This is a genomic window from Microlunatus antarcticus, assembly GCF_014193425.1.
Lineage (GTDB): Bacteria > Actinomycetota > Actinomycetes > Propionibacteriales > Propionibacteriaceae > Microlunatus > Microlunatus antarcticus.
Genome location: NZ_JACHZG010000001.1, coordinates 3,190,162 through 3,215,612 on the forward strand (window position 1 = coordinate 3,190,162; position 25,451 = coordinate 3,215,612).

At 73.9% G+C, this 25,451-nt stretch carries 28 protein-coding genes; 7 read left to right on the forward strand and 21 right to left on the reverse strand.

Translation table 11 applies throughout. The features are described 5' to 3' along the window. Positions 1-7: 7 nt before the first annotated feature. Positions 8-2,143 (reverse strand): hypothetical protein, encoded by a 2,136-nt coding sequence (locus FHX39_RS14935; protein ID WP_183339691.1) that lies wholly within the window; start codon positions 2,141-2,143, stop codon positions 8-10. A gap of 30 nt (positions 2,144-2,173) precedes the next feature. Next, positions 2,174-3,310, reverse strand: coding sequence for a Gfo/Idh/MocA family oxidoreductase (locus FHX39_RS14940; RefSeq protein ID WP_183339694.1), 1,137 nt, complete (start codon positions 3,308-3,310; stop codon positions 2,174-2,176). Between the two features lie 118 nt (positions 3,311-3,428). Here FHX39_RS14940 and FHX39_RS14945 point away from each other — a divergent pair, with 118 nt between their 5' ends. After that, on the forward strand, positions 3,429-3,935 hold the full coding sequence (locus FHX39_RS14945) for a metallophosphoesterase family protein (protein WP_183339696.1): 507 nt from the start codon (positions 3,429-3,431) through the stop codon (positions 3,933-3,935). On the opposite strand, the gene FHX39_RS14950 is transcribed toward FHX39_RS14945, so the two are convergent. The 9 genes from FHX39_RS14950 to rpsB form a co-directional block, all read right to left on the reverse strand. Beyond that, the gene (locus FHX39_RS14950; protein WP_183339698.1) at positions 3,932-5,068 is read right to left on the reverse strand and encodes an amidohydrolase family protein; all 1,137 of its coding nucleotides are present in this window, start codon (positions 5,066-5,068) and stop codon (positions 3,932-3,934) included. The genes FHX39_RS14945 and FHX39_RS14950 overlap by 4 nt on opposite strands. A 5-nt stretch (positions 5,069-5,073) precedes the next feature. Next, positions 5,074-6,435: a type I glutamate--ammonia ligase gene (locus tag FHX39_RS14955; RefSeq protein WP_183339700.1), complete on the reverse strand. Its 1,362-nt coding sequence runs from the start codon at positions 6,433-6,435 to the stop codon at positions 5,074-5,076. A 29-nt stretch (positions 6,436-6,464) separates the two neighbouring features. Further along, positions 6,465-6,749, reverse strand: a complete 285-nt coding sequence (locus FHX39_RS14960) for a hypothetical protein (protein ID WP_183339702.1) — start codon at positions 6,747-6,749, stop codon at positions 6,465-6,467. A gap of 49 nt (positions 6,750-6,798) precedes the next feature. Next, on the reverse strand, positions 6,799-8,001 hold the full coding sequence (rlmN, locus tag FHX39_RS14965) for a 23S rRNA (adenine(2503)-C(2))-methyltransferase RlmN (RefSeq protein WP_332836851.1): 1,203 nt from the start codon (positions 7,999-8,001) through the stop codon (positions 6,799-6,801). Between the two features lie 64 nt (positions 8,002-8,065). Next, entirely contained in the window at positions 8,066-8,944 is an 879-nt protein-coding gene (locus FHX39_RS14970) for a phosphatidate cytidylyltransferase (protein WP_183339704.1), read from the reverse strand. 22 nt (positions 8,945-8,966) lie between these two features. Continuing rightward, complete coding sequence (gene frr / locus FHX39_RS14975) at positions 8,967-9,488, reverse strand: ribosome recycling factor (protein WP_198423920.1); 522 nt, start codon at positions 9,486-9,488, stop codon at positions 8,967-8,969. Between the two features lie 132 nt (positions 9,489-9,620). Further along, positions 9,621-10,334 carry a UMP kinase gene (gene pyrH / locus FHX39_RS14980; RefSeq protein ID WP_183339724.1) on the reverse strand — a complete coding sequence of 238 codons (714 nt, stop codon included), beginning with the start codon at positions 10,332-10,334 and terminating at the stop codon, positions 9,621-9,623. A 98-nt stretch (positions 10,335-10,432) separates the two neighbouring features. Next, entirely contained in the window at positions 10,433-11,251 is an 819-nt protein-coding gene (tsf, locus tag FHX39_RS14985) for a translation elongation factor Ts (protein ID WP_183339726.1), read from the reverse strand. A 73-nt stretch (positions 11,252-11,324) separates the two neighbouring features. Beyond that, positions 11,325-12,266, reverse strand: coding sequence for a 30S ribosomal protein S2 (rpsB, locus tag FHX39_RS14990; protein ID WP_183339728.1), 942 nt, complete (start codon positions 12,264-12,266; stop codon positions 11,325-11,327). Positions 12,267-12,590: 324 nt separating this feature from the next. Here rpsB and FHX39_RS14995 point away from each other — a divergent pair, with 324 nt between their 5' ends. Beyond that, the gene (locus FHX39_RS14995; protein ID WP_183339730.1) at positions 12,591-13,661 is read left to right on the forward strand and encodes a peptidoglycan DD-metalloendopeptidase family protein; all 1,071 of its coding nucleotides are present in this window, start codon (positions 12,591-12,593) and stop codon (positions 13,659-13,661) included. A gap of 81 nt (positions 13,662-13,742) precedes the next feature. Continuing rightward, positions 13,743-14,081 carry a hypothetical protein gene (locus FHX39_RS15000; RefSeq protein WP_183339732.1) on the forward strand — a complete coding sequence of 113 codons (339 nt, stop codon included), beginning with the start codon at positions 13,743-13,745 and terminating at the stop codon, positions 14,079-14,081. A 98-nt stretch (positions 14,082-14,179) separates the two neighbouring features. Here FHX39_RS15000 and FHX39_RS15005 read toward each other — a convergent pair whose 3' ends face one another. Next, the gene (locus tag FHX39_RS15005) at positions 14,180-15,139 is read right to left on the reverse strand and encodes a tyrosine recombinase XerC (RefSeq protein ID WP_332836852.1); all 960 of its coding nucleotides are present in this window, start codon (positions 15,137-15,139) and stop codon (positions 14,180-14,182) included. Positions 15,140-15,232: 93 nt separating this feature from the next. On the opposite strand from FHX39_RS15005, the gene FHX39_RS15010 reads away from it, so the two are divergent. Both FHX39_RS15010 and def read left to right on the forward strand, forming a co-directional pair. After that, positions 15,233-16,372: a lactonase family protein gene (locus tag FHX39_RS15010; RefSeq protein WP_183339736.1), complete on the forward strand. Its 1,140-nt coding sequence runs from the start codon at positions 15,233-15,235 to the stop codon at positions 16,370-16,372. Positions 16,373-16,411: 39 nt separating this feature from the next. Beyond that, entirely contained in the window at positions 16,412-17,029 is a 618-nt protein-coding gene (def, locus tag FHX39_RS15015) for a peptide deformylase (RefSeq protein WP_332836853.1), read from the forward strand. Here def and FHX39_RS15020 read toward each other — a convergent pair. Next, the gene (locus FHX39_RS15020) at positions 17,026-17,838 is read right to left on the reverse strand and encodes a TrmH family RNA methyltransferase (RefSeq protein ID WP_183339740.1); all 813 of its coding nucleotides are present in this window, start codon (positions 17,836-17,838) and stop codon (positions 17,026-17,028) included. The two genes, def and FHX39_RS15020, sit on opposite strands and share 4 nt — an antisense overlap. 32 nt (positions 17,839-17,870) lie before the next feature. Between FHX39_RS15020 and FHX39_RS15025 the strand changes: the two genes are divergently transcribed. After that, positions 17,871-18,422 carry a YbaK/EbsC family protein gene (locus FHX39_RS15025; RefSeq protein ID WP_332836854.1) on the forward strand — a complete coding sequence of 184 codons (552 nt, stop codon included), beginning with the start codon at positions 17,871-17,873 and terminating at the stop codon, positions 18,420-18,422. 37 nt (positions 18,423-18,459) lie between these two features. Here FHX39_RS15025 and FHX39_RS15030 read toward each other — a convergent pair whose 3' ends face one another. The 5 genes from FHX39_RS15030 to FHX39_RS15050 all read right to left on the reverse strand — a co-directional run bounded on the left by FHX39_RS15030 (position 18,460) and on the right by FHX39_RS15050 (position 22,405). Continuing rightward, positions 18,460-18,924, reverse strand: coding sequence for a hypothetical protein (locus FHX39_RS15030; protein ID WP_183339742.1), 465 nt, complete (start codon positions 18,922-18,924; stop codon positions 18,460-18,462). A 55-nt stretch (positions 18,925-18,979) separates the two neighbouring features. Continuing rightward, on the reverse strand, positions 18,980-19,750 hold the full coding sequence (locus FHX39_RS15035; protein WP_183339744.1) for a sulfite exporter TauE/SafE family protein: 771 nt from the start codon (positions 19,748-19,750) through the stop codon (positions 18,980-18,982). Next, positions 19,747-20,976: an SPFH domain-containing protein gene (locus FHX39_RS15040; protein ID WP_408631503.1), complete on the reverse strand. Its 1,230-nt coding sequence runs from the start codon at positions 20,974-20,976 to the stop codon at positions 19,747-19,749. Before FHX39_RS15040 ends, FHX39_RS15035 begins: the two co-directional genes overlap by 4 nt. Positions 20,977-21,087: 111 nt before the next feature. Beyond that, positions 21,088-21,558, reverse strand: a complete 471-nt coding sequence (locus FHX39_RS15045; RefSeq protein ID WP_232530638.1) for an NfeD family protein — start codon at positions 21,556-21,558, stop codon at positions 21,088-21,090. Between the two features lie 64 nt (positions 21,559-21,622). Next, entirely contained in the window at positions 21,623-22,405 is a 783-nt protein-coding gene (locus FHX39_RS15050) for an ABC transporter ATP-binding protein (protein WP_183339746.1), read from the reverse strand. 62 nt (positions 22,406-22,467) lie between these two features. Here FHX39_RS15050 and FHX39_RS15055 point away from each other — a divergent pair, with 62 nt between their 5' ends. Next, a complete protein-coding gene (locus FHX39_RS15055; protein ID WP_183339748.1) occupies positions 22,468-23,196 on the forward strand; it encodes a hypothetical protein in 729 nt (242 codons plus the stop codon). A 33-nt stretch (positions 23,197-23,229) separates the two neighbouring features. On the opposite strand, the gene FHX39_RS15060 is transcribed toward FHX39_RS15055, so the two are convergent. From FHX39_RS15060 to fabI, 3 genes are all read right to left on the reverse strand, one after another. Beyond that, complete coding sequence (locus FHX39_RS15060) at positions 23,230-24,003, reverse strand: class I SAM-dependent methyltransferase (RefSeq protein WP_183339750.1); 774 nt, start codon at positions 24,001-24,003, stop codon at positions 23,230-23,232. Next, complete coding sequence (locus tag FHX39_RS15065; protein ID WP_183339752.1) at positions 24,000-24,560, reverse strand: acyltransferase; 561 nt, start codon at positions 24,558-24,560, stop codon at positions 24,000-24,002. Before FHX39_RS15065 ends, FHX39_RS15060 begins: the two co-directional genes overlap by 4 nt. A 111-nt stretch (positions 24,561-24,671) precedes the next feature. Next, positions 24,672-25,442, reverse strand: coding sequence for an enoyl-ACP reductase FabI (gene fabI, locus FHX39_RS15070; protein ID WP_183339754.1), 771 nt, complete (start codon positions 25,440-25,442; stop codon positions 24,672-24,674). Positions 25,443-25,451: the final 9 nt, after the last annotated feature.

The following is a 25,451-nucleotide window of genomic DNA, read 5'->3' on the forward strand; positions in this document are numbered from 1 at the left end:
CATGCCGTCAGCGCAGGGCCTTGGCCTCCCGCGACGCTGCGCGGGCACCGAAGATGTCGCCACCGCGCAGCCGGGCGCTCGAGAGCTCCTCGAGCGCGGTCCGCAGGCGGGCCGCGTACGCGGGGTCCTGGGCCTGACGTTCCCGGAGGACGTCGACGACCGCCTCCAACGCGGCCCGCACCTCACGCCGTCCGCCGCTCGTGCGGGCCCGGGCGAGCTCCTGCTCGGCGAGGTCCAGGGGGTCGGGTTCCGGCTCGGGAGTTGGCTCGGGCTCGGGGAGCGGTTCGGGCTCTGGCTCGGGGGTCGGCTCGGGCTCTGGGAGCGGCTCGGGCTCCTGCGGCTCGGGCTGCTGAGCATCGGGCTCCTGCGGCTCGATCGCCCCAGGCGGCTGGGCGGGCGGCGTCGGCTCGGCGGGCGCCGTCGGCTCGTCGAGCCGGGCGCGCAGGGCGAGGAGGCGGTCGCGCTCGGCCTCCTCCGCGGCGTCGAGCGCGGCCAGGCGGGCGTCGATCTCGTCCCGCTGGACGTCCCGTTCCGCGCGTTCGCGCGCGTCGACCTCGTCCTGGTGCTGGCGCAGCCGCTCCTCGCGGCGGCGCTTGCGCTCGGCCTGCTCGGCCTCCTCCGCGGCCTGGCGACGGGCCTCCTCGCGCTCGCGCTCCTGCGCCTCGGACGTCGCGCGCGCGGCGGCCTCGGCCCGGGCCAGCTCCTGCGCGCGGGCCTCCTGCGCGGCGCGTTCCTCGGCGTCGCGGCGGGCCTCCTCGGCGCGCTCGGCCTCCTGACGGCGGGCCTCGGCGCGCTCCTGCTCGAGCCACGTCGGGACCGCGGGGGCGGCTCCGCCGGCCGCCGCGAGCGGGGCCCCGTAGGCGCGCTCGCGGTCGAGCGGTGTCCAGGTGACTGCGCCGTCACCGCGCGGGACGACCCCGCGCGCCTGGTCGACGAGCACCGCGCCGGTCCCGGTCGCCTGCGCGGACGCCGCCGCTGCGGCCTCGTCGAGCCCCTCGGCGCGCAGCGTCTCGGCCAGCGCGGCCTGGACCACGCTGCGGACGGCGGGCCCGGCGCTCTCTCCCTCGCTCGTCAGCAGACCGCGCAGCGGACCTGCCGGGGTCTGCCGACCCGAGACGAGCGAGGCGCGGGCCAGCGCGGCGGCCGCCAGCAGGCGGGTCCCCGCGGCCACGTTCTTGTCCACCGCGGCCTCGTGGGCCTCCGTCGCCGCGTCGAAGGCCTCCTCGCCCCGCCCGGCCGTGGCCAGGTCCGACGCGAGATCGGTCAGCGCCGCCACCAGCGGCGCCCGGAACGCGTCGGACCGCCCCGCGAAGGCGTGCAGCCGCGCCACGAGCTGCCGGCGGTTGGCCAGCGCGAGGTCGCGCTCGCCCACGGAGCCCAGCCGGTCGGCCAGGTCGCGGTACAGCCCGGGCATCGGCTCGGTGAGCCGTTCGGCGAGCGGGGGCGCGAGGCGGCCCGGGTCGGCCAGGCGCTCGCCGACCGCGCTCTCGTACGCCTCCTTGGCCGTGTGCAGGAAGCCCAGCGACTGCTCGGGGTGACCCGCCGCCCAGCGCACGTCCGACTCCAACCGGTCGAGGTCCACTACGCCGAACCCGGTCTCGGCGGGCGGCGGGCCGCTGACGGCGAGGGCCGCGTCGGCGTACGCGTTGGCGCTCGCGACGTCACCTCGGGCCAGGGCGACGCGCGCGGCCACGACCAGGGCGTGCCGACCCGGCGCGGCGGCGAGCTCGACGACGGTGCCCGCCTCGGCGACCTGCGTACGGATGCCGTCCCAGGAGTCGAGGGTCGCGCCGGCGGCGTCGACGAGGCCGACCGCGGTCTGGAGCGCCGCGAGCTGGACGAGGGCCGTGCCGCAGCGGACCGCGTCGACCGCGCTGCTGTAGGGCCCGAGGGGCCCGGTCGACAGCAGCAGGTCCGCGGAACGCTTGACCGCCTCCTGCGCGTCCGCCCCCGCCGCGGCGTACGCGTGGCCGTCGAGCCGGTGGGCGACGAGCGCGTTCAGCGCGTCGACCAGCTCCGGCAGCCTGCTCGCGTCGGTGCTCAGCCATCCGCGCAACCGCTGGACCTGCGAGGCGAGGACCTTGCCGCTCTGCGCGTACGCGTCCTTGGGCTGCTGCGTGGGCTTCGTCTGGCGTGCGGGCATCGTCCGCCTAGTCCACCACGCCTGACGCGCTCAGGCCCACGGCTGGCGCTCCACCCGGACGGTCTCGCCGGTGGCGACCGCCCGCTCGATCGCCATCCCGACCGCGTGGTCCTGGCACGCCTCGCGCAGCGGGTACGGCCCGTCGCCGCCCTCGCGGACCCAGGCCCCCGTCCGGTCGAGCAGGACGGCGACGCCGAGGTCGTCGTCGGTCAGCCCGGCGCCGAGGAAGTCGTTGCGCCAGACCACGCGGCCCTCGAACGTCAGGTGCGTGAGCTCGAGGCCCTGGTAGTCCATGCCGACGCCGGTCGACACACGTTCGAGGCGCGAGGTGACCGGCGTCGTCGGGTCGGCCAGGTGCACCACGCTCGTGTCGGCGATCTCGCCCGCCGAGCCGCGGACGAGCAGGTGGTCGGGGCGCAGCGGGTTCCACCACTGGTTGTCGGTGAAGTCGTAGCGCCCGACCCGACCCTGGCCGAAGTCGACCGCGGCCAGGATGTTCTGCGCCGGCTTCGGCTCGTCGTCGTACGTCCACCCGGCCGGCGTGAGCGGGTCCACGAGCGTCCCGCCGTACGCGCGCCCGACGACCTCGACGGGCCCGTCGACCCCGACGCGGAGGTAGGACCGCATCATCGCGACGGCGTGGTAGAGGTGTGTGGAGGAGACCAGGACCGAGCTCGGCGTCCCGATCACGCCGTCGGCGACGAGGGCGAGGCGGGCCGCATCGAGCGGCATGAGCGCGTACTGCTCGGCGACCTGGACCAGGCCGGACGCCCCGACCTCGGCCCAGAGCGCGTGCAGGCCCTCGAGGTCCGGCGCGGGCGGGGTCTCGGTGAGCACGGGCAGGCCGAGCGCGACGAGCCGGCGGACGAGCACCGGGGTGACCGGCCACGGCACGCTCAGGACGACGAAATCCGGGCGCTCCGCCGCCAGCGCGGCGTCGAGGTCGGCGTGCACCGGGACGCCCCAGTCGCGGCGGGCGCGTTCCTGGGACGCGTCCGAGTGCGCGACGATCCCCGTCACCCCGAAGCGGTCGGGCAGCATCGCCGCGAGCCGCAGGTACGGCTCCGCTCGCCAGCCCGTCCCGACGACGAGGTAGGTCGTCCGCGTCACCGGCTCGCGCCGCCTCGAGGTGACGGCGGTGGGCAGCGGGGCGGGCGCGGGGTGCATGGTTCCGCAGTCTGCTCGATCCGGAGCCCGAGCTGGCGCCGGGCCTGCGGCTCCACGCTCAGGGCCCGAGGTCGGCCTCGATCTCGGGGCACGGATCGAGCACTGGGAGGATGCGGGGATGCGCGTGGTCCTCCTGTCCGACACCCACGCGCCGCGCTTCTGGAAGGGTCTGCCGCCGGCCGTGGCCGAGCACCTGACCGGCGCCGACCTGATCCTCCACGCGGGCGACGTGTGCCTGCCGTCCGTGCTCGACGAGCTGGCCGCGTACGCGCCGGTGCACGTCGTGCAGGGCAACAACGACGGGCCCGAGGTCGCGGCCTGGGGCGCCGAGGAGACGTGGAGCGGCGAGCTCGACGGGCTCCGCGTGGCGATGATCCACGACGCCGGGGCCAAGCAGGGGCGCACGGCGCGGATGCGGCGGCGGTTCCCGGAGGCGGACCTCGTGGTCTTCGGCCACTCCCACATCCCGCTCGACGAGACCGGCCATCTGCTGGATGGGCGCCGCCTGCGCATCGTCAACCCGGGATCCCCGACCGACAAGCGGCGGCAACCGTTCCGCACGCTGGGTCTGCTCGACGTACGTGACGCCCGCGTCGAGCGCCTGGAGATCGTCCCGTTGCCCTAGTCCAGGTCGTACGCGCGGCGCGCGTTGTCGCGGCCGACGAGGGTCGCCACGCGGCGGGCGTCGTCGAGAGACCACTCGCCCGCGTCGACCCAGCCGCCGAGCACCTGCGTCATGCTGTGGCGCCAGAGGCGGGCGCCCAGGTGGTGCAGCTCGGCGGGGCCAGCGGCGTCGGAGGAGTAGAGCACCTGGCGGAACGGGGCCAGCTCCAGCGAACGGGCCACGACTCCGACCCCTCGGGCGCCGAGGAAGTGGGTGGCGAGCCCGACGTCGAGGTAGACCTCGGGGAAGGCCTGGGCGAGGTAGCCGGCGTGGCGCTCGTACGGGTAGCAGTGCAGCAGCATCACCGGCACCCCGCGCACCTCGGGCCGACGCAGCAGGTCGGTGAGGAGCAGGGGGTCGACCGACGCGAGGTCGAGGTCACGGTCGCCGAACCCGACGTGCAGCTGGAGCGGACGATGGGTGCGCAGGGCGGCGTAGAGACCCGAGACGATCAGCGTCGGGTCGTCGAGCCGTGGGGCTCGGCCGTCCTCCAGCCCGGCGTGCCACCGCCGAGCCGCCTCGGCCACGGCCTCCGGGGCGGGCGGGGTGAGGTCGACGGCGAACCCGGAGCGGTACGCGATCACCGACTTGAACCCGACGCAGGTCCTCGCGGCCTCGTCCACCGCGGCCCCGAACGCCTCGGCCCAGTCGCCCGCGTCCACCAGCGTCGGCAGCAGCGACTCGGCCAGCGTCTCCAGCCGCACGATCGTGCGTCCGGTGCCGCCGCCGAGCGCGGCCAGCCCGTCCGGCGACGTCAGCCCCTCGCTCCATCCGGTGTCGACGAGCCAGTCGGACACGTTCGTCGGGGCGATCAGGCGACGCGCGACCTCGAGCTCACCGAGCTCGGCGCGCCGCTGCAGGTAGGTCTCGGGCGACGCGTGCGGCTCCAGGTCGAGCAGCGGCGCGCACCAGCGACGGACGGCGAACCCGAGCTGGGTGTCCCAGGCGGACGTCGGGTCGGCGAGCGGGGCGGTGTCGGCCTCGTTGAAGGCGTTCGCGATCCGAGCCGGATCGGCGTCCTGCGTCCACGTGCCGTGGACGTGGTGGTCGACGAGCGCGAGCTGTTCCAAGTGCTCGGCGAGCGGGGATCCCACCGTGCTCAGGCCGACCACACGAGCCGGAGCCGGGCGGCGACGTCCTCGACCGGCACGTCGGCGAACGTCTTCTGCTCGAGCCGCCGTACGGCGACCGTCGCGTCGACCACCGGGTCACCGAGCAGCCGACGCGCGAGCGCCGAACGGTCCAACGCGTCGACGACGGCGGCGGGGTCCGACGAGAGCAGTTCGAGCCCGGCCCCGGCCCGGTCGGCCTCGGCCACCGTGCTCGGGTCGGTCGCGACCTCGGTCGGCAGGGCCGCGTGCCGCTCGATCCCGTCGAGGGCGAGGGCGAGGATCGCGGCGGAGGCGAGGTAGACGCAGGCGGACGGGTCGATGATCTTGACCTCGACGTTCGCGCCGTGCGGGTTGCCCGGCGCGGCGACGAGGTAGCGGACCGCCGCCTCGCGGTTCTCGGTGCCCCAGCAGCGGAACGCGCCGGACCAGCCTCCCGGGACGAGGCGGGCGCCGGAGAGCACCGACCCGGTGAGGAAGGCCTGGACGTCGGCGAGGCCGTCGACCAGACCGCCGATCGCCGCGCCGCCGTCCTCGGTGAGCCCGTGCGGACCGGACCCGCCGGAGAGCAGCGGCACCCCGTCGCGGGTCAGCGACAGGTGCTGGTGGGCGCCGCTGCCGACCGTCCCCGGGAACGGGGCCGGCGAGAACGACGCCCGGACACCGTGGCGCCGCGCGACCTGGCCGATGACGACGCGGACGAGCACCGCCCGGTCGGCGGCCTGCAGCGGGCTCGCGGGCGGCAGCGACAGCTCGAGCTGCTGACGGCCGTACTCGGCGTGCACCTGCTCCAGCGGCACCCCGGCCGCGGCGCAGGCGGCGACGAGATCGTCCACGAAGCCGGCGTGGTCGAGGAGCCCGCTCATCCCGTACGGCACCCAGGACCCGCCCTCGAGGGGAGAGCCGTCCGGCTGCACGAGGACCAGCTCGAGCTCGTGGCCCACGAGCGCCTGCAAGCCGGCGTCCGCCAGTCGCCGCTCCACGTCCCGGAGGGCCGTACGCGGGCAGGTCGGGACGGGTTCGCCCTCCTGCGTGACGATGTCGGTGGGGGCCCACGCGAGGCCGTCGCCGAGGACCGCCAGCTCCTCGGTGTCGATCCGCAGGCGGCGGTCCCCCACCGCGCTGACCGTGTCGGTGAAGGCGATCGCGCCGTCGACGGTGAAGACGTCCCAGACCGGCGCCGACCCGAGCCCGGCCTGCGCGAAGGCCGCGAGCCGCGCGACCGGCACCGACTTGGCCAGCACCAGACCGGAGGCGTTCACCATCGTGCCGACGACGACCCGAACGCCCGCCGCCACGAGCGCGTCGGCGACGTCGGTCAGCGCGGGCACGGGCACCTCGGGGGAGCTCATGGGCGTCAGCCTAGGACCGCCGTCGTGCGCTAGAGCCAGCGCACGTCCTGGTGGTCCAGCGTCAGCTCGGACGACCCGTCTGCGGTCACGACACCGCGAACCAATCGGACGACGACCGCGCCACGGTCCATGCGCACGTGCTCACCGCGGAGCCACATCTCGAGGGGAAGGTCCTCGCTGACGCGGACCGTGCGTCCGGTGAGCACCGGCGCCTTCTCGACGATGCGGTGCACCCGCCCCCCGACATCCGACACGGTGACCTCGAGCCAGCCGGGGAAGGCGGTGTCGTGCCAGCCGACGACCGACGAACGCACGATCAGCTCCGTCGGACCACCACCCCCGGCGGCCGCCGTCGGCCGAAGGTCAGACGCGGGCACGGGCGACGGGTGTCGCCGGTGTGCTGACGGCGTCGATGTCGGCCTGGCCGGCGGCGAGCTGGCCGCAGGCCCCGTCGATCTCCCGGCCACGGGTGTCGCGGACGGTGACGGGCACGCCGCGGGCCTGGAGCCGACGGACGAACTCGTCCTCGTCGCGGCGCCGTGACGCGGTCCAGCGCGAACCCGGGGTCGGGTTGAGCGGGATGAGGTTGACGTGCACCCAGCCCCACGTGCCGCGGCGGCGCAGCACCTTCGCGAGCTGCTCGGCCCGCTGGGGCTGGTCGTTCACGTCGCGGATGAGGATGTACTCGATCGACACCCGGCGCTTCGTGGTCTTGGCGTACTCCCACGCCGCGTCCACGACCTCGTCGACGTTCCAGCGCGTGTTGACGGGCACGAGCTCGTCGCGCAGCTCGTCGTCCGGTGCGTGCAGCGACAGGGCCAGGGTGACCGGCATGCCCTCGGTCGCGAGCTGGTTGATGCGCGGGACCAGCCCGACGGTGGAGACGGTGATGCCCCGGGCGCTCATGCCGAGCCCGTCGGGGCTCGGCGTGGTGAGCTGCCGCAGCGCGCCGACGACCGCCTTGTAGTTGGCCAGCGGCTCACCCATGCCCATGAACACGACGTTGCTGACCCGGGGCGTACGGCCGGCCTCGGCGTCGGCGAGCGTGCCGGCGGCGAGCTTGCGGGCGCCGTCGACGACCTGCTCGACGATCTCGGCGGTGCTCATGTTCCGCTGCAGGCCGCCCTGGCCGGTGGCGCAGAACGGGCACGCCATGCCGCAGCCGGCCTGGCTGGAGACGCACATCGTGACCCGGTCGGGGTAGCGCATGAGCACGCTCTCCACGAGCGCGCCGTCGTGCAGCTGCCACAGCGACTTGACGGTGTCGCCGTCGTCGCAGGTCAGCTCGCGCACCGGCTTGAGCAACGTCGGCATGAACGTCGACGCCAGCTCGGCGCGGACGCCGGTCGGCAGGTCGGTCCAGGTCTCCGGGTCGCTGCGCAGGCCCTCGAAGTAGTGGGCCGAGAGCTGACGGGCGCGGTAGGCCCGGTGGCCGGCCGCCTCGACGGCCGTACGACGAGCGGCGGGATCGAGGTCGGCCCAGTGCACCGGCGGCTTGCCGCGGCGCGGGGCGGAGAAGACCAGCGGCAACGAGGAACGGTCCGGCGGCTGCACGTACTCGGGCACAACCGGTGCTGCGGACGTAAGGGCCTCGGAGCGGGGCAGGTCGGGGGTTCCTGCTGCACTCACGTCAGCCTCCAGGGACGAGGATGTACATGATGAGCCAGGCTACCGGGGCCGCCACAAGGAGGCTGTCGAGCCGGTCCATGACCCCGCCGTGGCCGGGCAGGAACGAACTCATGTCCTTGATCCCGAGGTCGCGCTTGATCAGGGACTCGATCAGGTCGCCGCAGGTGCCGACCGCGACCAGGGCGACGCCGATGAGCACCCCGATCCAGATCGGCACGTGCAGGCCGAGCACGGCCATGCAGATCCCGGCCACGATCCCGAAGAGCAACGAGCCGGCCAGGCCCTCCCACGACTTCTTGGGGCTGATCGTCGGCGCCATCGGGTGCTTGCCCATCAGGACGCCGAAGACGTAGCCGCCCGTGTCGCTGCTGACCACGACGAGGATGAACGTGACGAGGCGCGCTCCCCCGTTCTCGCCGGCGAGCATCAGCGCCGTGAACGAGCCGAGCAGCGGGACGTAGCAGATGATGAACAGACTCGCCGCGGCGTCCTTGACGTAGCCGTGGGGCCCGCCGGGCATCCGCCACACGAGGGCGGCCAGCACCGTCAGCGCCAGTGCCCCCAGCAGCACGCTGGTCGTCGAGTAGACGATCGGCCGCTGGATGCCCGCGAGGTAGGACCCGATGGCGATGGCCACGGTCCCGACCATGATCGGGACGATGGCGGCGTTCATCCCCTGACGCTTCAGCGCCGCGTGCAGCTCCCGCGAGCCGAGGACGAGCGCGACCGCCACCAGCAGGACGAAGGCCGGCTTGAAGAACAGCAGGCTGAGCACGACGAACGCCCCCAGCCCGACCCCGATCCCGATCGCCTTGGGCAGGTCGCGACCGGCCCGGCCGCCGCGGACGGGCGGGGCGGGTGGAGCGGTGTCGGCGGACACGTCGAGGTGAGGAGGGAGTCGCTCAGACGTCGAGCAGCTCGGCTTCCTTGTGCTTGAGGACGTCGTCGACCTGGTCGACGTACTTCTTCGTCGAGCCGTCCAGCTGCTTCTCGGCGCGGGTCACCTCGTCCTCGCCGACCTCTTTGTCCTTGACCATCTTGTCGAGCGCGTCCTTGGCCTGACGACGCGAGCCGCGGATGGAGATGCGGGCGTCCTCGGCCTTGCTGCGCGCGAGCTTGATGTACTCCTTGCGCCGCTGCTCGGTGAGCTCGGGCAGGACCAGGCGGATCGAGTTGCCGTCGTTCGACGGGTTCACGCCGAGGTCCGACTCGCGGATGGCCTTCTCGATCGCCGGCAGCGAACCGCGGTCGTACGGGGTCACCAGGACCATCCGGGCCTCGGGGACCTGAAAGCTCGCCAGCTGCTGCAGCGGGGTGTACGCGCCGTAGTACTCGGCGGTGATCTTGGCGAACATCGCCGGGTGCGCCCGTCCGGTGCGGATCGCGGCGAACTCCTCCTTGGCGTACTCGACGGCCAGCTCCATGTTGGTGTCGGCGTCAGCGAGGATCTCGGCGGCGGTCACGGGTGGACTCCTTCGTACGGCGTGCGGGTGGTGCGGCGGGATCCTGGCCCAGGGGCCGGGAGGGTGGTCCGGAATCGGCCCGAGGCGGTCGCCTCAGGCGTGGACGGACGTGCCGATCTTCTCACCCGAGACCACGGCGACGATGCTCCCGGGGTTGTCGAGCCCGAAGAAGACCATCGCCAGCTTGTAGTCACGGGCCATGCTGATGGCCGTCGCGTCGGCGACCTTGAGGTCCTTGGCGAGGTACTCGTCGTAGGTGAGCTCGTCGTACTTCACCGCCGTGGGGTCGCGGTGCGGGTCGGCGGAGTAGACCCCGTCCACCCCCTGCTTGCCCATCAGCAGCACGTCCGCGCCCACCTCGAGCGCGCGCTGGGCGGCGACGGTGTCGGTCGAGAAGTAGGGCATCCCGGAGCCGGCGCCGAAGATGACCACGCGGCCCTTCTCCAGGTGCCGCTCGGCGCGACGGGGGATGTACGGCTCGGCGATCTGGCCCATCGTGATGGCCGTCTGAACGCGGGTCTGCACGCCCTCCTTCTCGAGGAAGTCCTGCAGCGCGAGGCAGTTCATGACCGTGCCGAGCATGCCCATGTAGTCCGCGCGGTCGCGGTCCATCCCGGCCTGCTGGAGCTCGGCGCCGCGGAAGAAGTTGCCGCCGCCGACCACGACCGCGACCTGGGTCCCGGCCTTGACGACCTGGGCGATCTGCGTGGCCACCCCGTGCACGACGATCGGGTCGACGCCGACGCTGCCACCCCCGAACACCTCGCCGGAGAGCTTGAGCATCACGCGTGAGTAAGGGCCGGTCATGGGTGTCTCCTGGGTCCTGCTGGTCGTGGTTCTGAGCCCGTCGCTACGTGCCCTGAGCCTGTCGATCGCCCGACAGGCTCAGAGCACGACGCGATGGATCAGGAGCCGGCGGCCTCGAAGCGGACGAACCGCTTGACCGTGACGCCGGCGGCCTCGAGCTGCTTGCCGACCGAGGTCTTGCCGTCGGTGACCGAGGGCTGGTCGAGCAGGGCGACGTCCTTGAAGTAGGAGTTCACCCGGCCCTCGACGATGCGGGGCACGGCCTGGTCGGGCTTGCCCTCCTCGCGGGCCTGGGCCTCGGCGATGCGCCGCTCGTTCTCGACGAGGTCGGCGGGCACCTCGTCCCGGCTCAGGTAGGTCGGACGCATGGCGGCGATCTGCATCGCCACCGCGCGGGCGGCCGTCTCGTCGGCCCCGTCGTACTCGACGAGGACGCCGACCTGCGGCGGCAGGTCCGAGGCGCGGCGGTGCAGGTAGACGACGGTCTTGCCGTCGAAGTACGCCGCGTTGCTCACCTCGAGCTTCTCGCCGATCTTGACGGCGAGGGCCTCGACGGCCTCGCCGACGGTCTGGCCGGACGGCAGCGCGGCGGCGTTGGCCGCCTCGACGCCGGCGGCCTGGTTGGCGGCCACGGCCTTGACCGCGTTCGCGGCCAGGTCCTGGAACTCCTGGTTCTTGGCCACGAAGTCGGTCTCGGCCCCGAGCTGGAGCAGAGCGCCGTCGTCGTACGCCACGAGCCCGTTGTTCGCGGAACGCTCGGCGCCACGCTTGGCCGCCTTGGCCTGGCCGTTGACCCGCAGGACCTCGATGGCGTTCTCGTAGTCGCCGTCGGCCTCGGTCAGGGCCTTCTTGCAGTCCATCATCCCGGCGCCGGTGGCGTCGCGGAGCTTCTTCACGTCAGCAGCAGAAATCGCCATGCAGCGGTCCGTCCTTCGTCTTCGTCGTTCTCGTTCGGGAAAGGCGCTCCCCGGAAGGAGCAGTGGTGCGGGCTCAGACGGCCGGAGCGGCCTGGTCAGCCGCGTCGGGCTGGTACTCGCGCTCCTCGGTCACCTTGGCGTCGGCCTCGGCCTCGGCCTCGACAGCGGCCTCGCCGGGCTGCTCGTCACCGGGCACCGGGGCGGCGTCAGCGGCCGGCTCGGCGTCGGGGACGGACGCGGCGGGCTCCTGCGAGGCGCCCAGGAGCTCGCGCTCCCAGTCGGGCATGGGCTCGACCTCGGCCTCGTCACCGGTCGTCGCGCCACCGGAGCGGGACACGAGGCCCTCGGCGACGGCGTCGGCCAGCACGCGGGTCAGCAGCGAGACGGAGCGGATCGCGTCGTCGTTGCCGGGGATGGCGAAGTCGACCTCGTCGGGGTCGCAGTTGGTGTCGAGGATGCCGATCACCGGGATGCGCAGCTTGCGCGCCTCGTCGACGGCGAGGTGCTCCTTCTTGGTGTCCACGATCCAGACCGCCTGCGGGGTCCGGGACATCTCGCGGATGCCGCCGAGGGTCTTCTCGAGCTTGTCCTTCTCGCGGCGCAGTCCGAGGAGCTCCTTCTTCGTCAGGCCCGAGGCCGCGACGTCGTCGAAGTCCATGACCTCGAGCTCCTTGAGGCGCTGGATGCGCTTCACGATGGTGCCGAAGTTGGTGAGCATGCCACCGAGCCAGCGGTGGTTCACGTAGGGCATCCCGACCCGGGTCGCCTGCTCGGCGATGGTCTCCTGCGCCTGCTTCTTGGTGCCGATGAAGAGCACCTGACCGCCGCGGCCGACCGTGTCCTTGACGAACGCGTACGCGCGGTCGATGTAGGTCAGCGACTGCTGCAGGTCGATGATGTAGATGCCGTTGCGCTCGGTGAAGATGAAGCGCTTCATCTTGGGGTTCCAGCGACGGGTCTGGTGCCCGAAGTGGACGCCGCTCTCGAGGAGCTGGCGAGTGGTGACGACGGCCATGGCCGTTTCCTCTCCTTGCCGGTGCGAGGAGGCACCGACGTACGGTTGACGAGCGCCGAGCTGTTCGACGCTCCCTGGTGCTCACGCAGGCACCCGCCCGGCCGAGGCCAGGACCGTGGCGCCGCCCGGTCACGAGGTGACCGGAAGGTGGGCACGCGAAGTCAGGCCCAGGTGGGCCTGCTGCGCCCAGACTACTCGTCCGGGCCTACCCCCGCGAATCCGCTGCCGGCCGGTTGTCCACAGCCCCAGAGCGTCCTGCCAACTCATCCACAGGTCTCGTCCGGGCACCGGCGCGACCGCGGCGCCGGTCACCAAGATCTCGTCGTGAGCAGTGGCAGAGACGGGTTCCGGCGGGCGTGCGCGACCGCGCTCCTGGCGGTGGTGCTGGGCGTGCTGGGGGTGGCCCCTGCCTGGGCCGCGCCAGGTGACGCGGACGGCGGGGCGGGTCCGACCACCGGCGGCTGGCCCCTGGACGGGACTCCGACGGTCGAGGAGGGCTTCGACCCTCCCCCGCCCGACCTGCCGTGGTTGCCCGGGCACCGCGGCGTCGACCTCGAGGCCCGACCCGGCCAACGGGTCCTGGCGCCCGCGGACGGCAGGGTCGTGTTCGTCGGACGGGTCGGCGGCAAGCCGGTCGTCGTGGTCGACCACGGCGGCGTCCGCTCGACCTTCGAGCCGGTCGAGGCGTCGGTCCGGGTCGGGCAGCGCGTCCGGACGGGCCAGGTGATCGGCAGGGTCGGCCGCGAGGCGCACTGCCAGGACCGCTGCCTGCACTGGGGCCTCAAGCGCGGCACGACCTACCTCGACCCGCTGGTCCTGGTCCGTGGGACGGGTTCCGCGGGCACAGCGGGCACCCTGCGCCTCGTCCCGTCCTCCCGGCGCTCCGTGGTCGTCGCCGAGGCGCTCGCCCGGGAGGCGGCCCGCAAGGCGGTCGAGGCGGCGGCGACCGGGGCGGTCGGGTTCGTCGGTGGGCCGCTGAGCGCGATCGGGACGCCCGGCAGCCACGGCTTCGTCCGCCCGGTCCCGGGCGCCGTGACCTCCCCGTACGGCCGCCGCCTCCACCCCGTCCTGCACGTGTGGAAGCTGCACGACGGCACCGACTTCGGCGCCGCGTGCGGCACCTCGATCCGGGCGGCGTACGACGGGCGGGTGTCGCGGCGCGGGTCGAGCGTCGCCTACGGGAACCGCCTGTTCATCGACCACGGCTCCGTCGACGGGCACGAGGTCGTGACCGCGTACAACCACGCGATCCGCTACGTCGTCGGGCCCGGCACCCGGGTCCGCCGGGGCCAGGTCGTCGGCTACGTCGGCCAGACCGGCTTCGCCACGGGCTGCCACCTGCACCTGATGGTCTGGCTCGACGGCCGCATGGTCGACCCGATGACGTGGCTGTGAGGCGTGCTGGCGTCGGACCAGCAGCCCTGGCTCCCGCTCCGCACGACAGCGCGGACGCCGGCTCCGTGTCACGCTCGGCCGATGAGCGAGACGGCGGCGTGGTTCGCGGTGCGCTGCCTGTTCGCGAAGGGCTGGCCGGCCGACGGTGGTCCACCGCTCTACGAGGAGCGCATCACCTTGTGGCGCGCCGACTCGGTGGAGGAGGCGGTCGCGCGGGCCGAGGCCGAGGCGGAGACGTACGCGGCGGCGATCGAGGAGGCGCCCGACACCTTCCTGGGGCTGGCGCAGGCCTACCGGCTCTTCGACGAGCCTGGCGACGGTGCCGAGGTGTTCTCCCTGCTCCGGGAGAGCGGGCTGTCGGCGGAGGACTACCTGGACACGTTCTTCGACACGGGCGCCGAGCGTTCTCGAGAGCTCTGAGGGTCTCAAGGCGGGGAAACGAACCGCAGGTGCGCGCTGGCGCACGTCTTCACCGGCGTGTCGGGTGCGGGAGTGCGCACCTGCCATCCCTAGACGCGTCAGGCGCGCGGGTGGGCCTGGAGGTAGGCGGAGCGGAGTCGTTCGTCGGTGACGTGGGTGTAGATCTGCGTCGTCGCGAGGGACGCGTGCCCGAGCATCTCCTGCACGCTGCGCAGGTCGGCACCGCCCTCGAGGAGGTGGGTGGCCATGGCGTGCCGCAGGCCGTGGGGCCCGAGGTCGGGCGCGCCGTCGACCATGCGGAGCGCCCGGTGCACGATGCGCCGGACCACGCGGGGGTCGAGCCGGCCACCGCGTTCCCCGACGAAGAGCGCCGAGCCCGAGGCCGGGACGGCGAGCGAGGGGCGGCCGCGCGCCAGCCAGGTGTCCACGGCGACGAGTGCGGGGCGGCCGACAGGCACGGAACGTTCCTTGGCGCCCTTGCCGAAGACCCGGAGCACGCCGCGGTCGCGGTCGACGTCGGCGGTGTCGAGGCCGCAGAGCTCCGCCACCCGGACGCCGGTCGCGTAGAGGACCTCGAGCAGCGCGACGTCGCGCAGGCCGACGGGCCCGTCCTCCTCGCGGGCCACGGCGAGCGCGTCGTCCAGCAGCTGCACCGCCTCGACCTGGCTGAGGGTCGCGGGCAGCCGTCGGTGCGGCCGGGGCGAGCGGAGCGCGGCCGAGGGGTCGCGGGAGAGCCGCCCGGTCTGCTCGGCCCACCGGAAGAAGCCGTGCACCGCCGCCGAGCGGCGCTGCAGCGTGGTGCGCGCGCGGCCTGCGGCCTGCTGGGCGGCCAGCCAACCGCGCAGGTCGCGGAGGTCCACCTCGGCGAGGTCGAGCACGCCGCGTCCGGCCAGGTGGGTCAGCAGGCCGATCAGGTCGGTGCGGTAGGCCCGCAGCGTGTGCGGGGACAGGCCCCGCCGCAGCCGGAGCTCGCGCAGGTAGTCCTCGAGCGGGTCGGTGAGCGCCGGCGGGAGCGGCTCGGGCTCGCCGACCGCCTCGCCCACCACGTCCACGTCCACCACGTCACTGTGGGCGCCCCACCAGGCCCGGGCAAGACGCCACCCCGTACGTCGCCCGGCCGGGCCGTGACTGTGCCGTGGTACGGCTGGGCTGTGACCGAGCGACGAGCGAGCCACCCGACCACGCTTCCGCGACGGGTCGTCGTCGGCGGCTACAGCCTCGACCCGTCCGGCGACGACCCGGAGGCCGGCACCGGTCTGACCGTGCTGGACCTGCACGAGCGCCCGGCCGACGGGCCGGCGTACGTCCGGGTCGGGCACGAGGCCCTGCCCTCCCCCAGCTGGGTCGTGCCGCACCCCACCGACCCCTGGCTGGTCAGCGTCTCCGAGACGGCGCCGTCGATGCTCGCGTGCACCCGGCTGGAGAACGACGGGCGCCTCACCGTCTTGGACCGGCGGGCGACGGGCGGCGACGGCGGCTGCCACCTGGCGCTCACCGCGGACGGCCGGCAGGTCCTCGTCGCCCACTACGGCAGCGGGACGGTGGAGACCTTCGCCCTGGACGAGGCGGGTCGGCTGACCGGTCCGCTCGACCGGTTCTCGTCCTCGGCCCCGCTCGGGCCCGACCCCGTCCGGCAGGACGCACCGCACGCCCACCAGGTCGTCCTCGACCCGCACCGGTCGGACGAGGTGCTGGTCTGCGACCTCGGCACCGACCGGGTGCACCGGCTGCTGCTGCACGACGACGGGCGGCTGACGGAGGCCGCGCCTGCGCTGGTGCTCCCGCCCGGGTTCGGGCCGCGCCACCTCGTCGTCGCCGACGACACCCTCGTCGTGGCTGGCGAGCTCTCCTCCGAGCTGTGGGTCGGTCGACGCGAGTTGGGCGGCTGGCGCCCGACGCAGGTGATCGGGACGACACGCCGTACGGGCGACGTCACCGCGTCCGACCCAGCGCCGGGCGACGCGCCCGCCCCGTCCGCGCTCCGCTTCTCGGACGACCTGGTCGTCGTCGCCACGCGCGGCCCTGACACGGTGAGCGTCTTCCGGTTGGACCCCGCGGAGAGCACGGTCGCGTTCGTCACGGAGGTCGCGTGCGGCGGCCGTCACCCGCGCGACGTGGTCGTGGCCGACGGCCTGGTCTGGGTCGCCGACCAGGAGTCGGACGAGGTCGTCGTGCTCGACCTGGGAGCGATCACGGCCGAGGCGGGCCGGGGGCTGGAGGCCGCGGCGGCGGTCCTCCGCTTCCCGACGCCCCGGCCCGCGTGCCTCGTGCTGCTCGACGTGCGGTCATGAACGCGCACGTCGATGGCTGGGGGCGCTAATCTGCCCGCCGTGGACGACGACCTCACGACCGGCGGCCGCGTGCTGCCGATCACCCGCTGGGGCACCCCGGTGATGCACGCGACGACCCGACCGGTCGACCGTTTCGACGACGACCTGCGGACCCTGGTGCGCGACATGTTCGCGACGATGGAGGCGGCCTCCGGCGTCGGTCTGGCGGCCAACCAGGTCGGACGCGACCTCGCCGTCTTCGTCTACGACTGCCCGGACGACGAGGAGATCCGTCGGGTCGGGGTCGTCTGCAACCCCGTCGTCGAGCTGCCGGAGGGCAAGGAGCGCAACCTCGACGCCGCCGACGAGGGCTGCCTGTCCTACCTCGGTGCGTACGAGACGCTCGCCCGCCCCGACCACGCCGTCTGCCGCGGGCAGGACGTCGACGGGAACCCGGTCGAGATCCACGGCGACGGGCTGCTCGCCCGCTGCCTCCAGCACGAGACAGACCACCTCAACGGCACCGTGTTCGGCGACCGTCTCTCGGGGCGGGCCCGCAAGAAGCTGCGCCAGCAGCACGACGACCTCGCGGCGCGCTACCCGGCCGACTGGCCCGTGTCGCCGCGGCTCGGGCCGGCCGACGACGAGGACGACGACGACGACGAGTCGGAGCTCTAGCGAGTGACCCGCGGGGCCAGGGCGTAGCAGGCGACGGCGGCGGCCGCCGCCACGTTGAGCGAGTCGATCCCGGCCCGCATCGGGATCCGGACCCGGACGGACGCGGTCTGCGCCCAGTGGTCGGACAGCCCGGCGCCCTCGGTCCCGAGCAGCACGGCGACCTTGCCTGGACCGCGCAGCCGCTCCGCCACGACGTCCAGGTCCTCGGAGTCGTCGGCCAGGGTGAGGGCGACGGTCGTGAAGCCGGCCCCGGTCAGCAGCGCGGGCGCGTCGCGCCAGCTCGGGAACCGGGTCCACGGCAGCGCGAACACCGCCCCCATGCTGACCTTGACCGCCCGCCGGTAGAGCGGGTCCGCGGAACGTGGCGACAGCAGCGCCCCGTCCCAGCCGAGCCCGGCGGCGCTGCGCAGGATCGCTCCGACGTTGGTGTGGTCGACGACGTCCTCCAGCACCACCAGCCGATCGAGGCCCAGCAGGTCGTCCACCGGCGGCAGGTCGGCCCGGTGGAGCGAGGCGAGCGCGCCGCGGTGGACGTGGAAGCCGGTGACCTGCTCGGCGACGGCCTCGTCGACCACGTAGACGTCGACGTCGGGCCAGCGGGCCAGCACGTCCTCGAGCCCGGCGAGCCAGCGCGGCGCCAGCAGGAACGACCGCGGTCGGTGCCCGGCCTCGACCGCGCGGCGGATGACCTTCTCGCCCTCGGCGATGAAGAGCCCGCGCTCGGACTCGAGGCTGCGCCGCAACGACGACTCCCGCAGCCGGACGTAGTCGCCGAGCCGCGGGTCGTCGGCCCCGACCTCCACCTGCACCCGCCCATCCTGCCCGCCCCTAGGATCGCGCCGTGCCCGCACCCTCCATCGGTTCGTTGCCCTGGCGGCCCGCCCTCGAGCAGCTCGACCTGCTGGCCCCGCCGACCGCGGAGGCGGTGAGCGCGGCGGATGCCGCCTGGGCGGCCGACTGCTTCGTCGCCCCGATCGCCGACGACCTGGCCGACACCGCCGCGTTCTGCGAGGCGTACGGGGTGACGCTCGAGCAGTCCGCGAACTGCGTCGTCGTGAGCGGGCGGCGCGCCGAGACCACGACGACGGCGGCGTGCCTCGTGCTGGCCACCGACCGCGCGGACGTCAACAAGGCCGTCCGGCACCAGCTGGGCGTCCGCAAGATCTCCTTCGCCCCGATGGCCGAGGCCACGGAACGTTCCCGGATGGCGTACGGCGGCATCACCCCGGTCGGCCTGCCCTCGGACTGGCCGGTGCTCGTGGACGACGCCGTCGTCGCGCAGCCGTGGGTCGTGGTCGGCAGCGGCACCCGCGGCAGCAAGCTGCTGCTGCCCGGCGCCCGGCTGGCCGAGCTGGCGAGCGCGCACGTGATGCTGCTGCGCCAGGTCGCCTGAGCCGCCCTCGACGCCGGATCCAGGCTCGTACGTCAGCTCAGTCCGTCAGCTCGACCGTGGCCACGTCGGCGGGCACCAGCAGACCGGTGCACGACAGCTCGAGGGTTGCGGGACCCTCGATCCTCGGCGGCGCCACCGAGTCGGTCAGCCCGCACGCCGCGGTGAGACCCGCGTACGGCGCGTGGTGGGTGACGGTCGCCCCCATCAGGGGGACCTGGTGCAGCTCCGTGTCGTCGTCGGGCCAGATCAGGCTCACCCGCAGGAACGCCCGGTCGCCTTGGACGACGGCGACGACCGACGCGACGGTGTAGGCGGGGTCGGTCTGCGGGAGCTCGACGTCGGTGACGAGCACCTCGGCGTCCCCCGCCGACGGGCCCGACGACGAAGCCGGACCGCTCGTCACGCAGCGGACGAGGAGCACCAGCAGCACGACCAGGACGACAGCGGCCGCGCCGATCACCGCGGCACGCCGTCCCGGTCGGGCCCTGGCCGCGGTCGTCACGACAGCACGCTAGCCGCCGCTGCCCCCGTACGGCGGACGGCGTACGGCCCACGCGTCAGCGCAGCAGGTTGACGATCGCCACCACGCCGACCGTGACGATCACGACGCGGTAGACGGTCGGCGGCAGCCGACGCCCGACCCGTGCGCCGAGCTGGGAGCCGAGGACCGCCCCGACCGCGATGACGACGGCGACCGGCCAGTTCACGTGGCTCACGAGGATGAAGACGACGCCCGCGACGGCATTCACGAGCATCGCGAGCACGTTCTTGAGCGCGTTGATCCGGGGCAGCGGCTCGTCCAGCCCGATCCCCAGGAGGCCGAGCAGCAGCACGCCCTGGGCGGCGCCGAAGTAGCCGCCGTAGACACCGGTCGCGAGCACACCGGCGCCGAGCCAGCGGGGTCCGCCGGGCGAGCCGGCCACCGGCTCGCCGAGTCGTTCGCGCCGCGCGGCCACGCGTCGGGAGAGCACCGGCTGCAGGACGACGAGCAGGCAGCCGAGCCCGATGAGCACGGGCACGATCGCGGCGAACGCCTCGGCCGGCAGCCGCAGCAGCAGCACGGCCCCGACGATCCCGCCGACCAGGGCGAGCGGGCCGAGCCGCAGGATCCGGCTCCGCTGACCCTTGAGCTCGGGGCGCATGGCCCACGCCCCCGCGAACGACCCCGGGGCGAGCCCGATGGTGTTGGAGACGTTCGCCACCACCGGGGGCACGCCGAGGGCGAGCAGGACCGGGAACGTGATGAGCGTCCCGGAACCGACCACCGTGTTGATGAAGCCCGCCCAGATGCCGGCGAGCCCGATCAGCAGGAGGTCGGTCGGGCTCACCGCTGCACGTTAGCGGCTTCCCCCACCGTCTCCGGCTCCGTGGACGCCGCGGTGCTGTCCGCCGCGGACTGCTCCGTGAGGACCGGCGCGTTCTCGCGCCCGTCCGTGACCGCCGGGGTCCCGTTGCCGTTGTTGACCGTCGCGTGCGGCCGTACGCCCGGGCGCTCCAGCTCCTGCGCGGCGGCGATCGCCTCGGCGACCGTCTTGCGCGAGGCCTCCTCGTCCGCGCGGGACTGCTGCTCGATCTCGGCCTGCACGTCGATCTTCGGCGGGGCGGTGAAGGTGCCGCTGGCGGCCGGGATACCGGTCCCCTGCGCTCCTGCGCTGCCGCCGCTCATGGCCTGGTTCACGACGCCGCCGAGACCCTTGAGGGCGTCGTTCAGCTCGCTCGGGACGATCCACATCTTGTTGGCGTCGCCCTTGGCCAGCTGCGGCAGCATCTGCAGGTACTGGTAGGACAGCAGCGCCTGGTCGGGCTGGCCGGCGTGGATCGCGTTGAACACGGTCCCGATCGCCTGCGCCTCGCCCTCGGCCCGCAGCATCTGGGCCTGGCGGTCGGCCTGGGCCCGGAGCACGGCGGCCTCGCGGTCACCCTGCGCCCGCAAGATCGCGGACTCCTTCTCACCGCCGGCGGAGAGGATGTTCGACTGGCGCTGGCCCTCGGCGATGAGGATCGCGGCGCGCTTGTCGCGCTCGGCGCGCGCACCCTTCTCCATGGCGTCACGGATCGTGGGCGGCGGCTCGATCGCCCGCAGCTCGACGCGGTTGACCTTGATCCCCCACTTGCCGGTCGCCTCGTCGAGGACGACGCGCAGCTTCTGGTTGATCTCCTCGCGGCTGGTCAGCGTCTGCTCGAGGTCGAGCCCGCCGATGATGTTGCGCAGCGTGGTCTGGGTGAGCTGCTCGATCGCCTTGACGTAGTCCTGCGCCTCGTACGCGGCGCGCTCCGGGTCGACGATCTGGAAGTAGATGACCGAGTCGATCCCGACCATCAGGTTGTCCTCGGTGATGACCCCCTGCGGCGGGAACGGGATCACGTTCTCGCGCATGTCCAGGTTGTAGCGGACCTTGTCGAGCACGGGGATGAGCAGGTGCGGACCGGGCTCGAGGGTCCGGTTGAAGCGGCCGAGCCGCTCGACCATCCCGACCCGCTGCTGGCGGATGACGCGGATGGAGCTGGCGAGGATGAAGATCACCGCCAGCGCGACGACGAGGGCGACGATCAGGGAAGTGCTGTCCACGGTGGTTCCTCCGAGACGTTGTTGTCTGGAGTCCAGTGTGCCCCGAGGGGTGTCACGCGCCCCCGGAGCGGGGGCGGGTCAGGCCGGTCGGACCGGTCAGGCGATCTCGCCGTACTTCGGGTACACGACCGCGATGGGCCCGTCGATCTCGTAGACCTCGATCTCCGTGCCCTGCTCGATGATCACGTCGGAGGCGTACGTCCGTGCCGACCAGGTCTGGCCGTCGACCTTGATCTCGCCGCTGCCCCGGTCGATCTGGGAGGTGGCCATCCCGCTGCTGCCGACCATCTTGTCGGTCGACGAGCGGTAGCCGGGCGTCGCGCGGACCTTGGCCAGCACGCTCGGGCGCAGGAAGATCAGCATGCCGGCGCTCACCCCGGCCCCGACGAGGATCTGCAGCCACCACAGGTCGGGAGCGATGGCCGCAGTCCCGGCGGCGGCCAGGGCACCCACGGCGAGCATGATCAGCACCAGGTCCAGCGACACGACCTCGGCGACCGCGAGGATCAGGGCGAGGCTCAGCCACAGGGCCCAGCCGTGGTCTCCGAGCCAGTCCGTCAGGTTCAAGGTGCGCCTCCCGCGTAGACCTCCATGGTGCCAGCCGGGTGGTCGCCCGGCCGGACGCAGGCGGTCAGAGCGCGCGCGCCGACCAGCGGCCGGCGCGCGAGGTGAGCTCGACCTCGAGGTCGAAGGTCTCCCCCAGCCGCTGCGCGGTGAGGGTCGTCTCGACGGGCCCGGCGGCGACGACCCGGCCCTGCTTGAGCAGCAGCGCGTGGGTGACCCCGACCGGGATCTCCTCCACGTGGTGGGTCACCAGCACCGAGGCCGGCGCGTACGGGTCCGAGGCCAGGGTGCCCAGCGTGCGGAGCAATGTCTCGCGGCCCGTGAGGTCGAGCCCGGCGGAGGGCTCGTCGAGCAGCAGGAGCTCGGGGTCGGTCATCAGCGCGCGGGCGATCTGCACGCGCTTGCGCTCGCCCTCGCTCAGCGTGCCGAAGGTGCGGTCGGCCAGCCCGCTGATCGACAGCGACGCGAGCAGCTCGTCGGCCCGCTCGTGGTCGAGGTCGTCGTAGCTCTCGCGCCAGCGGCCGACGACCGCGTACGAGGCGGAGACCACGACGTCGTGGACGCGCTCCCCGCGCGGGATGCGTTCGGCCAGCGCGGCGGACGTCAGGCCGATGCGCGGGCGGAGCTCGAAGACGTCGACGGTGCCCAGCACCTCGTCGAGGAGCCCGACGACGCCGGTCGTCGGGTGGATCTGCGCGGCGAGGAGCTGCAGGAGCGTCGTCTTGCCGGCCCCGTTCGGCCCGAGGACGACCCAGCGGTCGCTCTCGTCCACGGTCCAGCTCACGTCGTCGAGCAGGACCGCCCCGCCTCGGACGACGCCTACCCCGGCGAGATCGACGACTGCGGCCACGTCGGCGACCTTACCGGCGGAACGCCCGCGACCGACGCTCGCGTCCGCGTACGGTGTTGGGCGTGGACGCACCCCTGCCACCGGGAAGCCTGTCGCTGCGCCTCGTCTCGAACCTCAACGCCGCCCTGCACACCCGGTTGGCCGCCGAGCGGGCGGCCGCCGAGGTCATCGGCCCGGACGTCGCCCACCACCTCGTCGATCCGGACGGCCTGCTCGGCCTGGACCCCCTCCGCGCCACGGAGCTCGACGACGGGTTCGCCCGGCTGCTCGCGGCCGAGCCGGACCGCTGGCTGCTCGCCCTCCCGGTGCCCGGCGCGCTGGGGCCGCTGCGGGGCCCGGTCGAGCTCAACACCGCTGCGCTCGTCGCCGGCGAGGCGGCGGTCGCGGCCGGCGGCGGGCTGGCCCTGGTGCCGCACCGGGTCGGCCCCAGCGTGCAGTGGCGCGTGCACGCGGCCGCGCGACCCTTCACCCCGCCGACCCTGTACGAGGCGGAGCGCGAGCTGAGCGAGGCCGTGCTGCGTGCCGCCACCACGCTGACCCACCTCGACGTCGCCGCCGGGAGCCGACCGCGGGCCGACCACGGCGGCGTCCTGGCCCCGGGCTACCCGCCCCGGGCGCGTCTCGCCGCCGACCGCGCCGCCCGACTCCTGATCGCCTGCGACGAGGCGCTGACCAGCGACGGCGCGGCCATCACCCTGCACGAGGCGGAGGTGCGCACCCGCGAGCTGCGGGTCGTGCGCACCGCGGCCGGCCAGGCCCTCTGCGCCGCCGCGGGCTGGCCCGACGCCTGACCGACCCCTGCGCGGTGACGGTCGCGGGCGGGGTCAGGCGCGGTAGCCGAGCACCGCGTAGTCGCGGGGGCCGCGCAGGGCACGGGCGACCAGCGCCTCCACGGGGGTCGGCGGACCCGCGTCGGGGTCGAGCGGTGAGTCGTCCGGGTGCAGCGGACGGACCTCGACGTCGCGGAAGCCGGACGCCTCGACCAGGAACGCCGTCCGCGCCGGCGGCAGCGGCGAGCGGTGCGTGGGGTCGAGGTAGAAGTTGCAGGCGCCCATCGTGAGGTTCGTCGGGTTGGGCGTCTCGAGGAGCAGGCAGCCGCCCGGCCGCAGCGCGTGGTGGGCCGCCTCGAAGAGCGCCAGCAGCGTCTCGGTGTCGAGGTGCTCGACCAGGTGGAACGCGCTCACGAGGTCGAGCGAGCCCTCCTCGCGGGCGGCCAGGTACGCCACCCCGTCGCCGTGCACGACGTCGAGGCCGGCCGTACGCCCCGCGGTCGCGAAGTCGACGTTGGCGTCGATCCCGCGGGCGGCGATCCCCTCGTCGCGCAGCAGCGTCAGCCACTCGGCGCGGCCGCAGCCGACGTCGAGCACGCGAGGTCCGCGCTCGGCCGGCTGGAGCACGCGTGCGACGTCGCCGAGGTAGGGCCGGAGCTTGGCGGTCACCTCCTCGCGCGACCCGCGGAACCGGTCGGCGAACGCGGCGTAGACGGCGGCGAAGCGGGGTCCGGTCTCGCTCTCGGTCCCGGAACGCTCCGCGCGGAGCGTGGCGACCTCGGCCTCCAGCTCCCGCAGCCGGGCCTCGAGGTCCTCGAGCGTCGTCACGCGTCCTCCCCCGCCGGCGCGCCGGGCTCGTCGTGCTCGATGGTCCGCAGGACCTTCGCCGGCACCCCGCCGACGATCGTGTACGGCGCCACGTCGCCCAGGACGACGGCGCCGACCGCCACCACCGCGTTCGCCCCGATGCGGCACGGCCCGACCAGCGTGGCGCCGCTGGAGACCCAGACGCCCTCCTCGATCACGACGTCGCGCCCGCTCTTGGGCACGGCGGTCTGGCGGGCCTTCCCGAAGGTGCGCCAGTCGTGCGTGCCGGTGAGCACCGACACCCCGTGGCCGAAGAAGGCCCACTCCCCGACGGTGATCTCGCCCGACGACAGGTTGAAGAGGGCGTCGTTGACCACCGCGGTCTCGGCGACGTGCAGCTTGGCCGGGTCGCCGTACACCCGGGGCGTGAAGAGCGCCGGGTCCTCGGTCGCGAGGTGCCCCGCCTGACCGGCCGGCGCCCGGTCACCCTCCCCGGCTCCCGACCACGCGGTCAGACCGGCGCCGATCCCGGCGGCCGCCCTCCGCACCCCCGCCAGCAGCTCGTCACCCAGCGTCATCGTCCCGCTCCTTCCCACCGCACGGACCCCGCACTCTGCCAGCGCCCTTCAGCCGGTCGGCAGCCGACGTGACGGCCGCCGTGCGGTAGGACCCAGGTAGCGGGGGGGGCCTCAGGAACCGGTGGAGTGCAGCCCGCCGTCGACGTGGATCATCTCGCCGGTCGTGGCGGGGAAGAAGTCGCTCATCAGGGCGACGACCGCGCGGGCCGTCGGCTCCGGGTCGCGCGGGTCCCAGCCGAGCGGCGCCCGCGAGCCCCAGACCGTGTTGAACTCGTCGGCCCCGCCGATCGCCTTCTTGGCCAGGGTCTCCAGCGGGCCGGCCGCGACGAGGTTGACCCGTACCCCCTCGGGTCCGAGGTAGCGGGCGAGGTAGCGGCTGGTGCTCTCGAGCGCCGACTTGGAGACGCCCATCCAGTCGTAGACGGGCCACGACACCGTCGCGTCGAAGGTCAGCCCGACCACCGAGGCCGGGTTGGCCAGCACCGGCTTGCAGGCCATGGTGAGCGACGCGAGCGAGTACGCCGACACCTGCAGCGCCTTGGACACGTCGTCCCACGGCGTGCTGAGGAACTTGCCGCCCAGGGCGGTCTCCGGGTTGGCGTACGCGAGCGAGTGCACGAGACCGTCGAGGGAGTCGGTGTGCTCGCGGAGCTGGTCGGCCAGCCCGGCGAGGTGCTCCTCGTTGGTCACGTCGACCTCGAGCAGCGCCGGCTCCGGGTCGAGCTTGCGGATCACCCGCCTCGTCAGGCTCATGGCCCGCCCGAAGTTCGACACGATGACCTGCGCGCCCTGCTCCTGCGCGACCCGCGCCACGGAGAACGCGATCGAGGTGTCGAGGGTGACGCCGGCCACCAGGACCGTCTTGCCGTCGAGGATGCCCATAAGGGTCGA

Coding starts and splice junctions, on each gene's coding strand:
- FHX39_RS14935 (WP_183339691.1), bottom strand. CDS start 2,143: ATGCCCGCACGCCAGACGAAGCCCACGCAGCAGCCCAAGGACGCGTAC.
- FHX39_RS14940 (WP_183339694.1), bottom strand. CDS start 3,310: ATGCACCCCGCGCCCGCCCCGCTGCCCACCGCCGTCACCTCGAGGCGG.
- FHX39_RS14945 (WP_183339696.1), top strand. CDS start 3,429: ATGCGCGTGGTCCTCCTGTCCGACACCCACGCGCCGCGCTTCTGGAAG.
- FHX39_RS14955 (WP_183339700.1), bottom strand. CDS start 6,435: ATGAGCTCCCCCGAGGTGCCCGTGCCCGCGCTGACCGACGTCGCCGAC.
- frr (WP_198423920.1), bottom strand. CDS start 9,488: ATGGAGCTGGCCGTCGAGTACGCCAAGGAGGAGTTCGCCGCGATCCGC.
- pyrH (WP_183339724.1), bottom strand. CDS start 10,334: ATGACCGGCCCTTACTCACGCGTGATGCTCAAGCTCTCCGGCGAGGTG.
- tsf (WP_183339726.1), bottom strand. CDS start 11,251: ATGGCGATTTCTGCTGCTGACGTGAAGAAGCTCCGCGACGCCACCGGC.
- rpsB (WP_183339728.1), bottom strand. CDS start 12,266: ATGGCCGTCGTCACCACTCGCCAGCTCCTCGAGAGCGGCGTCCACTTC.
- FHX39_RS15000 (WP_183339732.1), top strand. CDS start 13,743: ATGAGCGAGACGGCGGCGTGGTTCGCGGTGCGCTGCCTGTTCGCGAAG.
- FHX39_RS15065 (WP_183339752.1), bottom strand. CDS start 24,560: ATGACGCTGGGTGACGAGCTGCTGGCGGGGGTGCGGAGGGCGGCCGCC.
- fabI (WP_183339754.1), bottom strand. CDS start 25,442: ATGGGCATCCTCGACGGCAAGACGGTCCTGGTGGCCGGCGTCACCCTC.